Annotated in this window: 11 protein-coding genes and 1 pseudogene; 4 read left to right on the forward strand and 8 right to left on the reverse strand. The window is 58.7% G+C overall.

Annotation, left to right across the window (positions count from 1 at the left end; all coding sequences use genetic code 11):
• Positions 1 to 706: 706 nt before the first annotated feature.
• On the forward strand, positions 707 to 2,875 hold the full coding sequence (locus ACZ5D1_RS12415) for a bacteriohemerythrin (protein ID WP_464555021.1): 2,169 nt from the start codon (positions 707 to 709) through the stop codon (positions 2,873 to 2,875).
• 441 nt (positions 2,876 to 3,316) lie between these two features.
• Here ACZ5D1_RS12415 and lepB read toward each other — a convergent pair whose 3' ends face one another.
• A complete protein-coding gene (gene lepB / locus ACZ5D1_RS12420) occupies positions 3,317 to 3,922 on the reverse strand; it encodes a signal peptidase I (RefSeq protein WP_027182471.1) in 606 nt (201 codons plus the stop codon).
• Positions 3,923 to 4,008: 86 nt separating this feature from the next.
• Entirely contained in the window at positions 4,009 to 5,814 is a 1,806-nt protein-coding gene (lepA, locus tag ACZ5D1_RS12425) for a translation elongation factor 4 (RefSeq protein WP_011368619.1), read from the reverse strand.
• 389 nt (positions 5,815 to 6,203) lie between these two features.
• Between lepA and ACZ5D1_RS12430 the strand changes: the two genes are divergently transcribed.
• Positions 6,204 to 6,929, forward strand: a complete 726-nt coding sequence (locus tag ACZ5D1_RS12430; RefSeq protein ID WP_464555023.1) for a Spy/CpxP family protein refolding chaperone — start codon at positions 6,204 to 6,206, stop codon at positions 6,927 to 6,929.
• A gap of 94 nt (positions 6,930 to 7,023) precedes the next feature.
• Here ACZ5D1_RS12430 and ACZ5D1_RS12435 read toward each other — a convergent pair whose 3' ends face one another.
• On the reverse strand, positions 7,024 to 7,455 hold the full coding sequence (locus ACZ5D1_RS12435) for an arsenate reductase ArsC (protein ID WP_011368621.1): 432 nt from the start codon (positions 7,453 to 7,455) through the stop codon (positions 7,024 to 7,026).
• 233 nt (positions 7,456 to 7,688) lie between these two features.
• On the opposite strand from ACZ5D1_RS12435, the gene ACZ5D1_RS12440 reads away from it, so the two are divergent.
• Both ACZ5D1_RS12440 and acs read left to right on the forward strand, forming a co-directional pair.
• Positions 7,689 to 8,603 (forward strand): LytR/AlgR family response regulator transcription factor, encoded by a 915-nt coding sequence (locus ACZ5D1_RS12440; protein WP_464555024.1) that lies wholly within the window; start codon positions 7,689 to 7,691, stop codon positions 8,601 to 8,603.
• 2 nt (positions 8,604 to 8,605) lie between these two features.
• Entirely contained in the window at positions 8,606 to 10,585 is a 1,980-nt protein-coding gene (gene acs / locus ACZ5D1_RS12445) for an acetate--CoA ligase (RefSeq protein ID WP_455696856.1), read from the forward strand.
• 162 nt (positions 10,586 to 10,747) lie between these two features.
• Here the strand turns inward: acs and ACZ5D1_RS12450 are convergent, their stop codons facing one another.
• The 5 genes and pseudogenes from ACZ5D1_RS12450 to ACZ5D1_RS12470 form a co-directional block, all read right to left on the reverse strand.
• Positions 10,748 to 10,942, reverse strand: coding sequence for a hypothetical protein (locus tag ACZ5D1_RS12450; RefSeq protein ID WP_011368624.1), 195 nt, complete (start codon positions 10,940 to 10,942; stop codon positions 10,748 to 10,750).
• Positions 10,943 to 11,739: 797 nt separating this feature from the next.
• Positions 11,740 to 13,509, reverse strand: coding sequence for a sigma-54-dependent Fis family transcriptional regulator (locus ACZ5D1_RS12455; protein ID WP_027182467.1), 1,770 nt, complete (start codon positions 13,507 to 13,509; stop codon positions 11,740 to 11,742).
• Positions 13,509 to 13,607, reverse strand: coding sequence for a hypothetical protein (locus ACZ5D1_RS12460; RefSeq protein ID WP_464556552.1), 99 nt, complete (start codon positions 13,605 to 13,607; stop codon positions 13,509 to 13,511). Before ACZ5D1_RS12460 ends, ACZ5D1_RS12455 begins: the two co-directional genes overlap by 1 nt.
• A pseudogene (locus tag ACZ5D1_RS12465) lies at positions 13,565 to 15,169 on the reverse strand (PAS domain-containing protein); the annotation flags it as partial. The pseudogene ACZ5D1_RS12465 and the gene ACZ5D1_RS12460, both read right to left, overlap by 43 nt.
• Positions 15,154 to 15,981: a universal stress protein gene (locus tag ACZ5D1_RS12470; protein ID WP_011368627.1), complete on the reverse strand. Its 828-nt coding sequence runs from the start codon at positions 15,979 to 15,981 to the stop codon at positions 15,154 to 15,156. The gene ACZ5D1_RS12470 and the pseudogene ACZ5D1_RS12465, both read right to left, overlap by 16 nt.
• Positions 15,982 to 15,989: the final 8 nt, after the last annotated feature.

Genomic DNA, 15,989 nt, shown 5'->3' on the forward strand with positions numbered 1-15,989 from the left:
GAACGCAACAAAAGAGGCACCCGCCGCCACTGGCAGCAGGTACAGCATCAGCAGCACGGCGCCGGTGCATGCTCTGTATTGCGGTGGTAACTTCATGGCTGAACCTGTACGATGTGGTGTCCCGCCGTACTGGCCGGATCACGCCCGTACCCGTTGATAAGTCGCAGCGGGGGTTCCGTCAACAGCCCGCATCGGGATACATGCAATATAAAAAAACTGCCTGTTATCCGTCTGCCCTGCCCGCAGCATGACATTCCGGCTTTATGAGGCAGGCCCGACAGCAGCCGGTCAGCAGTTTTTCAGCGTCCGGTCCGCAACTCAGCGGCAGAAAACCAACCGCCCGTCCGCGTCTGCCTCGGGACTGTCCGCCCTGCCGGTCACGCCCGACGGCAGTCCGTCAACCGCCGGCGGCACTTTTTTTTTGCGCCATGCGCAATGCGCCGTAACATTGCAGCTTTTTGCCGCAACATACGTCACTATCGGTTGCGCCACCGCGTCATGCGAACAGAACATACCGTAAAATAAGACTTAAAACATAGGTTCCGCCTGCCTGTCGCCTACCGGATTGTTGCGGTTTGCGGGCTTCGGTGCTAATCAAGAAACCTTCTCATAATATAACAAGGCAGACCGTTCCGGGGGGAGGAATGCCGCTTCGTTCCACAGTTCGCCGAACACACTCTCCCTTGCCCTTCTGCGCGAGGATACCATGACCATACGAACCAGATTCATAGCATCGCTTGCCGGCGTGCTGGCACTTACCGCCGTCATGTACGCGGCCAATCTGTATGTGATAGCCGGCCAGCGGTCAGACAGTGTTTCCATAAACCTTGCAGGACGGCAGCGCATGCTGGCCGAACTGATTACCGGACGGGCCGTGGCGCTGATACACAGCGCACAGTCCGGCACTGACGATACCGCCTCCGAAAAGCTGCTCCGCCGGGCCGTCAGCGCTTTTGAAACCACGCACAATGCTCTTTCGGGCAGGGGGCAGGCGCCCCTTTCTCTGGAACCTTCCGGCCCTTCGGTAACGCTGGGGCAGCCTTCCGCCGCCACGCTGGCATTGCTGCACAGAACCGACACGCTGTGGTCGCAGCATAAAAAACTGGTGGAGCGCGCACTGAAAGGCGACAGCCGTGCAGTACCGGACCTGCTGCAGATAACGCCGCGCCTGCGTGCCACTCTGAACGACGTGGTGCTGGCTTTGCAGCAGGAGGCAGAACAGCGCACATCTACGCTCACAGCCGTGCAGACGGCAGGGTCTGCCGCCATTGTTCTGCTGGTGCTTGTCACTCTGTATGCCTGCATGCGTTCACTGCTGGCGCCGCTGGACAGGCTGCGGGCCTACGCGCGCGACATAGCAGGCGGCAATCTGGACGCGCAGGCGCAGGGGCAATATGTATGCGAACTGGCCGACCTGAAGCACGACATGACCACCATGGTGGAAAGCCTGAAGGCCACCATGCTGGAAGCCCGCAAAAATCATCAGGAAGCGGACGCCAGCGCACAGCAGGCGCAAAAAGCTCTGAAAGAAGCCCATGCACATCAGGCACAGGCGCAGGAACTGCTTGCCGCGGTAAACAATGCCAGCACCAATGCCAGAGGCTTTTCCGAAAAAGTATACGCGGCAGTGGAAGAGCTTTCCGCACGCATCGAGCAGGTGAACGCCAACGTGGACATCCAGCGCGACCGCATGATGGAAACAGCCACCGCCATGGAAGAAATGAACGGCACCGTGTACGAAGTGGCCCGCAATGCCGCCGATGCAGCCGGCAGCGCCGCGCGTTCCAAAGAAAACGCCCAGACAGGCGCAAAGGGTGTGCACAGCGCGGTGGAATCCATAACAATCATCGAAAAGCGTTTTCTGCATCTCAAGGAAACCATGGGGCAGCTGGGCGAACAGGCCAGAAGCATCGGCACCATTATCACCACCATCAACGATATTGCCGACCAGACCAACCTGCTGGCGCTGAACGCAGCCATCGAAGCTGCACGCGCCGGCGATGCAGGCCGCGGCTTTGCCGTGGTGGCCGATGAAGTCCGCAAGCTTGCCGAAAAAACCATGACCGCCACCAAGGAAGTAAGCGAAAGCGTGCTGCTGATTCAGGAACGCACACGCGAAAACATGACCGCCGTGGAACAGACCGCCGCAGACCTGGAAAACAGCACCCGCACCGCCAGTGAATCAGGTCGCTTCATGGAAGAAATAGTGCATCTTGTGGAAGACACAGCCGGTCAGGTGGAGTCCATCGCCGCCGCGTCGGAAGAACAATCCGCCGCGTCGGAACAGATAAACCGCGCCGTTTCCGACGTGACCCGCGTGGCCACGGAAACAGCAGACGGCATGAATGCGGCGGCGCACGCCCTCATGGAGGTATCCGGCCTTGTGGAAGAGCTGGACAGCATACTGCGCGACCTTGCCGCGCGGGGCAACGGCTCGACTGTAACCGGTGCGGCCACGGCGGACACAGGGCAGCTTTTCCGCTGGACGGATGATCTCTCGGTCAAAATCAGTTCCATCGACGAACAGCATAAAGGACTGGTAAACCTGATCAACGAACTGCACGAAGCCATGCGCCGGCGCAAAAGCGCAAGCCATCTCATAGCCATAGTCGGAAGGCTTAAAGACTATACCGTGTACCATTTCGATACCGAAGAAAAACTCTTCCACAAACACGGCTACCCGGCCACGGCGGAACATATACAGGAACACCGCAAGTTCGTGGAGAATGTACTGGCCTTTGAAAAAGACCTGCAGCAGGGCAAGGTTACCGTGACCATGGATGTCATGCGGTTTCTTAAAAACTGGCTCACGGGACATATCAAGGGCACGGACAAAAAATACAGCGGCTATCTGGTGCGCAAAGGCGTGCGCTGAACAGCCGCCCCGCACGCGCATGACAGACTCCGCAGCCTTTCCAGCCCCGCTTTGGCGGGGCTTTTTCATGCCGCCGCACTCTGCTTCCGCTCATGCAGCACGCAACAGGACAGAACAGCCCGCGGGGCGCTTGCACACGGCACACCATGAACAGCGGACGGTCAGTCCGCGGTGCACAGCCAGTCTGAAAAACGCGGACATCGCAGATTACGGCATTGCAGCCCCGCGCGGCATGTGCAATCGAGCCTGCCGTACGTTGCCGCTGCGGCCGGAGTAAGGCGCATAACCGGCAACTGTCGCAGTGTGTTCCGCCACGTGACCGCCGTACGGCAGATGCAGAAACGCCCCGCCGTCACACGGGACGGCGGGGCGTTGTCGTATCATATGCTGCGGGGCTGCGGCGGCTGCAACCTGTGTACGGCAGCCGCCCCGCAGGCGGGGTCAATGCACAAAAGAGCCTATGCGGCCCCAGCGGATGTCGGTGAAGCCGTCCATGGACCAGTAAATGAACAGCGCCTTGCCTCTGATGGCTTCCTTACGCACAAAGGTGTTCTGCCAGAAGCGCGAATCCTGCGAAAAGTCGCGGTTGTCACCAAGGCAGAAGTAGCTGCCCCCGGGCACGGTCACAGGGCCGAAGTTGTCCCGGCGCATCTGGTAGCCGGGGTCACCGTGCACGGCATAGGGTTCTTCCAGCCGCTGGCCGTTGCGGTATACTTCTTTGTCACGCACTTCTATGACATCGCCGGGCACGCCGATGACACGTTTGATATAATCGACATCGGGATTGTCGGGAAACTCAAAGACAATGATATCACCGTGTTCCGGGCCGGAACGCTCCAGCAGATAGTCATGTGTGAAGGGAATCTTCACACCGTAGCTGAATTTGTTCACCAGCAGGTAGTCACCTATCTGCAATGTTTCAAGCATGGAGCCTGAAGGGATGGTGTAGGCCTGCACAATAAAGGTGCGTATGACAAGGGCCAGCACCACGGCCACGGAAATAGCTTCCAGAAATTCCACAAAGGGATGCTTTCTCGGTTCCGACATGGGTTTTTCCTTTCTCATGCGCGCGGCGGCGCAGAAGTCGCCGTGCTTGTTTTGCATCGTTTTCTGCTGTGCCGGGCGCCCTGCCGCTATTCGTCATCCACCTGCAGCGCGGCAAGAAAGGCCTCCTGCGGCAGTTCGACGTTGCCCATGCGCTTCATGCGTTTTTTACCCTCTTTCTGCTTTTCAAGCAGTTTTCTTTTACGGGTAATGTCACCGCCGTAGCACTTGGCGGTCACGTTCTTGCGCAGGGGGGCGTTGCGCTCTCTGGCTATAATCTTGTTGCCGATGGCCGCCTGCACCACCACCTCGAACATCTGACGGGGTATGGTACGTTTGAGCCGGAGCGCTATGGCGCGCCCCTGATAATAGGCTTTGTCCCTGTGAACAATGCATGCCAGCGCGTCAACGGGGTCGCCGTTGATCAGCATATCCAGCTTCACAAGGTTTGACTGGCGGTAGTCGATGATCTCGTAATCCATGGAGGCGTACCCGCGCGTAAGCGACTTCAGCTTGTCAAAGAAGTCATACACGATTTCCGCAAAGGGCAGCTCATAGGTGATGATCACACGGTTGACCGCAAGGTAGCGCATATCCTTCTGGATACCGCGTTTTTCTTCGCACAGCTTAAATACGTTGCCCACGAATTCGTTGGGCACGTGAATTTCCATCCGCACATAGGGCTCATACAGCCCTTCGATTTTGGTGGGATCGGGCAGGGCTGCGGGGTTTTCTATGTATTTTTCCTCGCCGTCCACGGTCAGCACCTTGTAGACGACAGAAGGAGCCGTGGCGATAAGCCCTATATTGAACTCACGCTCCAGCCGCTCCTGCACGATTTCCATATGCAGCAGTCCCAGAAAGCCGCAACGGTACCCGAACCCCAGCGCCTGCGATGTTTCCGCCTCAAACGAAAACGCCGCGTCGTTAAGCTGCAGTTTTTCCAGCGCATACTTCAACTGTTCGTATTCGCTGGAATCAGTGGGATATAGTCCGCAGAACACCATGGGCTTGACTTCTTTGAATCCGGGCAGCGGCGTGGCGGCCGGTCTGGACGAATGGGTTACGGTATCGCCCACTTTGGCGTCGCCCAGTTCCTTGATGGCAGCGCATAAAAAGCCCACATCACCGGCGGTAAAGCAGTCGACGTCTTTTGCTTCGGGAGAAAACACCCCCAGCCGCGTCACTTCGTACTTTTTGCCGGTGGCCATCATCTGGATGCTGTCACCCTTTCTGATGGTGCCGTGCATCACGCGGAACATAACCACGACGCCCTGATACGAATCATACCACGAGTCAAAAATCAGCGCCTGAAGCGGCGCATCGGAGTCACCCTCGGGCGCGGGCAGACGTTCCACAATGGCTTCCAGCACCTTGTCCACATTAAGACCGGTCTTGGCGCTCACCTCTACGGCTTCCGCTGCGTCCAGCCCGATGCCGTCTTCGATTTCGGCCTTTACACGGGCAATATCCGAACTGGGCAGATCAATCTTGTTCAGCACCGGAATGATTTCATGATCATGATCAAGGGCCAGAAAAACGTTGGCCAGCGTCTGTGCTTCTACCCCCTGTGTGGCGTCAACCACAAGCAGCGCACCTTCGCACGCCGCAAGCGAGCGTGAAACTTCATAACTGAAGTCCACGTGGCCGGGAGTGTCGATCAGGTTGAGCACATATTCCCTGCCGTCCGCGGCCTTGTACGGAATGCGCACCGCCTGCGCCTTGATGGTGATGCCGCGTTCGCGCTCCAGTTCCATTCTGTCCAGATACTGGTCACGTTTGTCACGCTCGGTCACCAGACCGGTCACGTCCAGAATACGGTCGGCAAGCGTGGACTTGCCATGATCGATATGAGCGATAATGCTGAAATTGCGGATATTTGACTGTTTAGCCATATGTCGGTGGCCGCGCGAAGCGGCACGCCTCCTGTGTGGACTTGGGTGATAGATTCAATAAACGCGGCACCGGCACACATGGCCGCCCCGCGTTGAACAGGAATTCATACGGTATTTGCCTTTCAAAGTCTAATACTACGACCCCCGCCCTCAGGAAAGCCCTGCCGCATGACACCGGCGCCGTGCCGCGGGCCGCCGGTGTATAAAAAAAAGACAGTGTCTTGTTTTTATACAGGGCTCTTCTTCTGTCCGGTGTATAAAAATTGTACACAATTGATGCGCGCCCGATGCAACGAAAAACATTATTCAATAATTATATGCAATTAACAATTTGGCACACCTGTTGCTGTATTGCTGCCAACATTAAGCAACCATCAAGGAGTATCACCATGAATACCATTCGCCGCAACGTAACCGCTTTTGCCCTCGTACTCACTCTCGGCACCGCCGGTGCCGCCGTGGCCGCACAGACCACCACCGGTTCTGCCCAGTCACCCGCTATGAATCACCAGATGCATCAGCAGGCCCCCGGGCATATGAACCATGAAACCGGCGGACACATGATGGGCCACGGCATGGGCGCACACCGGCTCATGCTGACGGAAGAACAGCAGAAGCAGTACGATGCCATTGTGAAAAAAACCTACGCCGACACGGCCAAGGTACGCAGTGAACTGTGGGCACGTTCCGCTGAACTGGATGCACTGCGTATGAACCCCAACGCTTCGCCTGAAATGTTTGCTCCGCTGGCCGACGCCATAGCAGGGCTGCGTACCACTCTGGATACTGCCCGCATGGACATGAATGACAAGCTGGAAAAGGCGCTGGGTATCAGCCTGCCTCTGCGGCACGGCATGTTTCTGACCGGCGGCGCGCAGGGCTGCGGCATGAAAGGCATGAAAGGCATGAAAGGCATGATGCACAAAGGCGCACACATGCAGAAAGGCATGATGCATAAAAATGCACAGTCCGCACAGCTGAACAATGCAGAGAGCAATCTTGTGGCCTGCCTCGGCGGCGGCTCCGGATCCCGCATGAACGGTCTGGGCCACGGCAGCAACGGCGGACACCGCAATCAGGCGGCAGAGCCTGTGGCCGTCTCTTTCGCACTGTAACTCCCGCGGCGCCCCCGTCTTGCCCGCAAATAAACAAAAGCCCCCGCAAGGGGGCTTTTCTGCGTGCTTCTGCGGCCGGAATTCCGGACACGGATTACAGCAGAGGCGCAGGCAGGCTCTGTACAAAATCACGTATGGCGTCGCGCACCCGGCGGTAGTGCTCCAGCGCTTCTTCATGCGTTGCCGCCGTACGCGCCAGAGCCGGCGGATCCGGAAATCCGGCATGAATTCTGCGGCTTTCGGCAGGAAAAAACGGACAGTGCTCACTGGCATGGTCGCAGACAGTGACCACATAGTCGAATGTATCCACATCCAGTTCGGAAACCAGCTTTGACCGGTGGCCGGAAATATCCACTCCGGCCTCGGCCATGACCTCCACCGCCAGCGGATTGAGTCCGTGAGTTTCCACTCCGGCGGAACGCACCTCGAATTCATCGCCTTTCAGCTTTCTGGTCCACCCTTCGGCCATCTGGCTGCGGCACGAATTGCCCGTACAGAGAAACAATATGGTTTTCTTCATCGGCATGCTCTGCCTCCTTGCGTTATGCCGTACAGCTTACACCCCGACAGGCCGTAACAAAAGAACGTACCCCCGGCGGCGGGCGAATGTCGCGCAAATGTCACAAAAACCGGCCCGGCACCCTGTGCGCCATCCCGCTGCGAGACAGGTGACTGCCTGCACAAACAGTCCATTATGCTTCACAGAAGTCGGCAGGCCGTGTACAGTCTTGAAAACCTTATTCTTCTGTCAGGATATCAATGCCCAGACTGACATCGCTCATTCTGCATCCGGACGCTGCCGTCCGGCACAGCCTGCGTGCGCATGTTTCGCAGGTACCCTTTCTGCGCGTGGTGGGCGAAGCGGTATGTGCAAACGAGGCGCAGGAACTGCTGAACGCCATCCATTACGGTGCGGTGTTCTGCGGGGTAGACCTGCAGCAGCCGGAGCAGGGGCTGGAATTCGCCCAGCGACTTATGGGCCGCAGGCACCGTCCGGCACTGGTGTTCATTGCTTCCGACGAAACCCATGCCTTTGCCGGATTCGAGCTGGATGCCACCGACTACCTCATCTGGCCATGTACGGCGCAGCGTTTTTCCAGAACAATTGCCCGGCTGCGGCAGTTCTGCAGCCACTTCAAGCTGGCGCCCGACCCGGAAACCCGCTGGAACGAAAAAGCCGCGCCCGCACCCGCCGGTGCAGCGGGACACGGCCTTCAGACCGATACCACGGCAGAAGACGATGCAACAGTTCAGGTACCGCTGGCTGACGACGAACAGGACGGCTTTCTGGATGCGCTGAAACAGGCATGGGACTACAACAGCACCTACCGCCCTGTAGAAATAGAAAAACTGGCCATCACTTACGAAGGCAAAACCCTGCTGCTGCCCTATGACGAAATAGTTTTTGTGGAAGCCTACGAAGACTATACCTATGTACACACGGCCGAGCAGAAGTATCTGACCTCGTACCGGCTTAAAATTCTTGAAGGCAAACTCAAACCGCACCGTTTTTTCAGAGTGCACCGCAAGTATCTGGTCAATCTGAATATGGTCACGGAAATCGCTTCGCTGCCCGGTTCCAGCTTTATGCTGCGCACCGCAGGCCGCACACGGATCGAACTGCCCATCAGCCGCCGGCGCATCGGCGAACTCAAACAGGTTCTGGGATTGTAACCATGTCCGCCAAACAACCGCTATGCACCGCCCCTGAAGGTTCAGGAACTCTGGACACCCTGCTGTGCGAAGAACGTGTGTTCCGGCCCATGCCGCGCATCGTGGCAGAGGCGAACATGAACCCGCAGGATGTGGCCATCGCCCGCGCCCGCGCGGAAAGCGACTGGCTGGGATTCTGGGAGGAAGCGGCGGAAGAACTTTCGTGGTTCCGCAAATGGGATACCGTGCTGGATGATTCCGCAGCTCCCTTCTACCGCTGGTTTGCCGGTGCCCGCTGCAACATTGTCTACAATGCGCTGGACAGGCACATAGAAACCGCAAACAAAAATAAACTGGCGCTCATATGGGAAGGCGAACCCGGAGACACACGCAAGCTTACCTATTACGAACTGTACCGCGAAGTGAATAAAGCCGCCAATGCGTTGCGGGCCGCGGGCATAGGTAAAGGCGACCGGGTGCTCATCCACATGCCGCCTTTGCCGGAAACCGTCATAGCCATGCTGGCTGCGGCAAAAATCGGCGCGGTACATTCCGTTGTTTTCGGGGGTTTTTCCGCCCGCAGCCTGCGCGACCGCATTAATGACGCCACACCTGCTGCCATAATCACCGCAGACGGGTTCTACCGCAACGGCAGGGTGATAACGCTGAAAGGCACCGTGGATGCCGCGGTGGCCAAATGTTCCGGCGCGGCGGCTGCCGTGCTGAAAAAAGTTGTGGTGGTGCACCGCGTGCTGGTGGAAACCGCCATGAAAGAAGACAGAGACGTCTGGTACCACGATTTTGTGCGCGACCAGCCCGATGAAGCATTCACCGAATCACTGGATGCCGCTCACCCGCTGTTCATCCTGTACACATCGGGCACCACGGGCGCTCCCAAAGGCATTGTACATGCTCACGGCGGGTACATGGTAGGCGTCAACCGCACTCTGGACTGGGTGTTCGACCTTAAACCCACTGACATTTTCTGGTGCACGGCCGATCCCGCGTGGATCACCGGACACAGCTACGTGGTATACGGGCCGCTCATGGCGGGCACCACAACGCTGCTTTACGAGGGACATCCGCTGTACCCCGAAGCCGGCCGGGCCTGGTCCGTCGTTCAGCGCTGGGGTGTCACGGTGCTGTACACGGTGCCCACGCTCATACGCATGCTGATGCGCTTCGGGCGGCAGAACCCCGACCGCCACACGCTGGGCACCCTGCGGCTGCTGGGCACCGTGGGCGAACCCATAAGCCCCGAAGCGTGGACGTGGTTTCACAAGCATATCGGCCGCAGCCGCTGCCCTGTGCTCGACACATGGTGGCAGACAGAAACGGGTATGTTCATGATTTCCCCGCTGCCGGTATCGCTGCTCAAGCCCGGTTCCGTCACACGCCCGCTGCCGGGGGTGGAAGTGGACGTGGTGGACGAAAGCGGTGCTCCGGTACCGCACGGACAAGGCGGATATCTGGTCATCAAAAAACCGTGGCCCGCCATGCTGACCACCATCTTCAACGATCCGGAAGCCTATCGCAGGCTGTACTGGGAGCGCTTTCCCGGCTGGTATTTTTCCGGCGACGTGGCCCGCAAAGACGAAGACGGCTACCTGTGGATACAGGGCCGTGCCGATGATGTGATGCTTATAGCGGGGCACCGCATAGGTACCGCCGAACTGGAAGCCGCACTGGCTTCGCACCCTGCCGTGGCAGAATGCGCCGTAGTGGGCGTGCCTGACGAAATACGCGGAGAAGTGGCCAAAGCATTTGTGGTGCTGCATGACGACCAGCCCCCCGTGGCCACCATGATGATGACCGGAGAAACCGATCAGGACCTCATAGAACACGCCCGGCGCGAACTCGGCCCCGTGGCCGTCATCCGCGAGGTTGAATTCCGCAGCGCCCTGCCGAAAAATAAAAACGGCAAGATCATGCGACGCCTGCTGCGCGCCGAAAGTACCGGACAGTCCACCGGCGACCTTTCCACCCTGAGCACGGACATCTGACCCCTGCGTGCACGTGCGCCGCACCCGCCTCAGGCATGCACTGTGCCGCGTACAGATATCACCCGCCCGTACCCCATTTTTTACCCGCATAAGAAAAGCCCGCCCGATAACATCGGGCGGGCTGGCGGGTACAAAAACCCATGGCCGGCAATGGCTAAACTGCTAGAAATTTGTCTGAGGAGACTGCAAAGCCGACATGGCAGCTACAGGCATGCCGTGAACCAGCTTGCTGTTGTCAGAACGGGAAGAGAAACATCCGGCTGCCAGTGCGAGAATAAGACATCCCATGACAGCACGGGTAACCCAACGGTAAATCTGCTGACGGTCGTCTCTGTTCATTCTTCTTCTTGTACGCATGAGCATATCCTCACTTTGATTCTGCGAAGTCTGACTGAACACCTTTCAAACTGAGCGCTCAATCACGTTGACTTCCTTATACGACCGCCCGAAAAATCAGTCAAGCACAATGTGAAAAAAATAACATACTCCGACAAGCTTATGTTTTTACATATTTTACCTGAATGACTGATTACTCACCCCATACAAGTACTTACTTTTGCAGTCAGTATTTTTTTGGTTACACAACCAACTATAAAATCAATGTGATAACGGCAGCCGGCCTCCCCGTTCCGCAAACAGCACAAAAAAAAGCGGCACAGACCTCAGACATGCACCACCGCAGCAACCGGCTTCTCAGGCAAAACACCGGCGAAAACACGGCCGATGACACCATATCCGCCGCGGCAGCACCGGAAAAAACAGCCGGATGCCGTCCGGATACGGCCCGTCAGCCTTCCGTCTGCCGGACCAGCACAGAAAAACGGCGGCATAATACCATCCGCCGCCGGAAAACAGCCATAACTGAAAACCAGTACTCACCACAGCAGCGGAGCTGCCGGACTTACCAGATCTGACAGGCTATGCACCCGGGCATCCGGATACGGCCCGTCAGCCTTCCGTCTGCCGGACCAGCACAGAAAAACGGCGGCAGAATATCATCTGCCACCGGAAAACAGCCATAACTGAAAACCAGTACTCACCGCAGCAGCGGAGCTGCCGGACTTACCAGATCTGACAGGCCCGCTGTCCGACTTGCCAGCTCCGGCAGGCCGTGCAACCGGCCAACCGGCTGCAGCCGCAGGCGCCCTGCGGAATCACATACCCAGTTCGCGCAGTCTGCGGTACATGGTCTGGCGCGAAATACCCAGCAGACGGGCGGCCTTGGCTTTATTGCCGCCTGTTTCCTTAAGCGCTGCCGAAAGACGCTGTTTCCACTCCGCCCCCTGCGCGGCGGCATCGGGAGCATCATGACGCAAGGCGCCCGTACCGGCGCTCTGTGCCGAAAAACGGCCGCTTTGCATGAGCTCTGCAGGCAATGCCGCAGCGGGAATGACATTGCCGCCGGCCATGATGAACGCATGTTCCACCGCGTGCCGCAGTTCACGGACATTGCCCGGCCAGTCATACTGCACCAGCAGCTGTTGCGCGCTGCTGTCCAGCCCGCTCACACGCCGGTGAAAATGCTCGTTGAATTCCTCAATAAAATGTTCTGCCAGCAGCGGAATGTCTTCGCGCCGTTCGCGCAGTGCGGGCAGGTGCACCTCGACCACTTTCAGCCGGTAATACAAATCTTCGCGGAACTTGCCGCGGGCCACAAGTGCACGCAGGCTTTTATTGGTTGCGGCCACCACGCGTACGTCCACTTTCACGGGGCGCCCTTCACCCACCCTCTCAATTTCTTTTTCCTGCAGCACCCGAAGCAGTTTAAGCTGCACCGAGGGTGAAATATCCCCTATTTCATCCAGAAAAAGAGTTCCTCCGTGAGCCATCTGTATGCGGCCGGTTCTGTCCTTTGTGGCACCGGTGAACGCCCCGCGCACGTGGCCGAAAAGTTCACTTTCAAGCAGCGTTTCGGATAAAGCCGAACAGTTGACTTTGACAAACGGTCCCTGCGCCCGCGCACCGGAATGGTGCAGCGCATCGGCCACCAGTTCCTTACCTGTTCCGCTTTCACCGGTGACAAGCACGGTGGTGTCCGTGTCGGCCAGACTTTCCACCAGACGGAAGACACCGCGCATCACGCTGCTGCGCCCGATCATGCTGCGCCGGATATGCTGCGCCGCCAGAGCACGCTCAAGACCGGTCAGTCTGGTGACATCACGCACTATAAGCATGACTCCGCCGGCAGCGTCGGTCCCGGGGGGGTGCTCAGTAGCGGCCGCTGCACAGGCCAGCGGCACGGCACTTATATCAACAATTATCTCGCCACGGTCATGCTGAACAGCCACACCGCCGCGCTGTACAATGTGCCCCGCGCGCACGGCCTCCCGCAGCAGCGGCATGCATTCCGCCGCAGCGCTTCCCAGCGCCTTGTCACACGGCTGTCCGCCTGCGGCTGCCGTATCCATGCCCAGTATGTTCCGGCAGGCTTCATTGACACTGAGCACCGTAAAGCCCGAAGAGACTGTCACAATGGCATCAGGCACGGCATTGAACACCGTTTCCAGATGTCTGCGCAGTTCGTCTTTTTCCCGTTCCAGCCGCTGTTTCTGATCCACCACGTACTTGTAGCGCAGCCAGCGCTCCGCAGCCAGCAGCAGCTTGTCTTTATCCACCGGTTTGTACAGATACTCGTCCGCCCCCAGAGCCAGAGCCTCCACCGCGGTTTCCATGCTGGGTTCACCGGTTATGAGAATAAAGGGCATTGTCAGCCCGCGGTGGCGCACTTCGCGCAGCAGGTCTATGCCGCTGGGTCCGCCCAGCATGATGTCGGCAAAAATCAGGTCGGGTGTCTGCCCGTCAATAACCGTCAGCGCCCCCGCGCAGGACGAGGCCGTCTGCACGTCATATCCCGCCTGTTCCAGAAACAGGCGGAACGTGAAACAGATGGATTCTTCATCATCAACCACCAGAATAAAGGCCATTATTGCGCTCCTGTGGGGGTGGGCAGGCTGATCTGCACCCGCGTATACGTGTGCCCGTCGCTGTACAGTTCCAGCAGGCCGCCATGTGCTCTGATAATACTCTGGCTGATGGACAGCCCAAGCCCGGTGCCTTCACGCTCCGGCTTGGTGGAAAAAAAGGTTCCAGCACTCTGGCACGCAGATGCCCGGGAATTCCTCCGCCCTGATCGACAAATTCCGCCACCACCATGCCTTCGCCCCCGCGGCGGCTGCGCAGCGATATGGCAAGGTGCTTTTCCGGACACGGCGTTGCAAAGCGCCTGTTAAGTGCATAACGCGCATTGCTGATGACATTCAGAAAAACCTGCTGCAATTCACGGCTGCGTCCCCGCACCATGGGCAGATCAGGCTCTACGGCAATCTGCAGGGTTATGCCGTCACGGCTGATCATGGCACGGGTAAGGTCCAGCGACTCAAGCAGCACGGCTTCGGGACGCAGCAGGGTCATCTCCTGACGCCTGTCCCGGGCAAAAAACAGCAGATTATGAGCGATATCTGCTATTCTGCTGCCTTCCTTGATAATTTTTCTGGCTATCCCCGCTTCGGCCTGTGCCTTGCGCGATTCCGCTGCATCAAGCAGCAGCTGGGCGTAATTGATGATGCCGTTCACGGGGTTATTGATTTCATGAGCAACACCCGCAGCCAGTTCGCCCAGCGAAGCAAGCTGTCCGGCACGCACTGCTTCGGCCCGCAGTCTGCGGATGTGCGAAACATCCTCCGCCACCACGATGCCGAACAGGGGCTTGTCTTCTGCGGCACATACGCCAAGACAATGCACCCGGCACCATTTGTCCTCATCCTGCAGAGCGTTCAGACGCGCCTCGAAAGCCACTCCTTCCACGCCGGAACCCACCCCGGCCCGCAGACGCTCGCGCACTGCGGGGCGGTCATTCTCATTAAACGACAGCGCAAAATCGCTGCCGCGTAACTGGTCGTGCGAGCCGCCCAGCATGGTGCACAGGGCAGCGCTGAGCTGCAGCAGCCGCCCCGAGGGCGAAATATACCCCACCGCAGCACCGCCGGAGTTCTGCACCGCATGTACCGGCTGTCCGGCAGCATCAGCCCGGCGCACTGCGCCGCCGGACAAAACACCGGCCGGAGCAGCCGCCAGTTCAGGAGCCGGTTCAGGGGGCTGTTCATCATCCTGACCGCTCCCTGCACACTCCTCGGGATGCAAGGCGGAATCCGGTGCAAAGCCGGACGGACGGCGCCCAGACGGACCTGACAGATCAAGCGCATATCCGGCCACACAGGCCACGCGTCCCAGCGCGGCAGCCACAGGATACAGGGCGAACGCCCTCCAGCCCTGCGGCAGCAGCACTTCATAACGCACGGGCTCGGCATGTTCGGCACACCGTTTAAGCGCGGCTGCGTGCACCGGCCAGTCGGCATCGCCCAGCAGAGAGCGCAGCGTGTGTCCTGCAGCCTGCCGGGCACCCAGCCCGGCCTGTGATGCAAAGGTCCGGTTGCACTCCAGCAGTGCTCCGTCACACGACACCAGAAAAGCCCCCACGGGCGAGGTGTCCAGCAGCACGCCGGGACGTTCCCGTTCAGTATCAGGCCGCCCGCAGTGCGTCAGATATCCGTTATTGTCCACGCTGTCCCCTACTGGCTCACCCACAGGGCAAACCGCTGGGTGTTATCACGCAGCCGCATGGTGACGGAACGCGTGAACAGCCTGTTGAAAAAAGAATCCGGCTGACGTTTGTTACGGCCCGCCGCCACAACGGCATAGTGCCCCCGGTCCGCCACATTCAAAATGCTCTCCACATGATCGGAGCTTTCCATGACCAGCGTTTCAATGCGGTCTTTGCCCACACCGTTTTCTTCCAGCAGCATGCGGCCGCGTTCCAGCACTTCTTCCGCAGCGGTCCGGGCACGGTTGAAATGCAGCAGAGTGAACGCATGCCCCGCACAGTCGCGCAGCATGAACCCCGCATGGTCCGCAATGCGGTAAGAAGGCTCTTCGCCGTCCAGACACAGCAGCACGTTACGTCTTGAAGCGTCCGGCTGGTGGCATATCCATACGGGAAAATCAACGGACTCCCACAGCAGACCGCGGCTCACACTGTCTTCATACATCTGTTCCAGTCTGCTCAGATAACGCCCCCCCACCACCACGGCATCGTACAGTCCTTTGCGGGCGGTATCCACAATGTCGCGCAGCACGCCGTACCGGCGCGGCAGCACCAGCGTTTCAATATCTGCAGGCAAAACGCCCTGTCCTTCCGCCCATTGACGCACACCGTGCAGCATGTCCGCAGCTCTGCGCTGCATGGCGGCAGCCGCTGCCGCATCCTGTCCTGCCGTACCCAGCACATGCAGCAGCGTCATGCGCACTCCGGCGGAACCATTAAACAGACTGCAGGCAAAACGCACTCCGGCCGAAGATTCCCTGTGTTCGCTCACCGCCACCAGCAGATGCTTGTCCATGCGTCACC

It is taken from the genome of Oleidesulfovibrio vietnamensis (genome assembly GCF_055388115.1).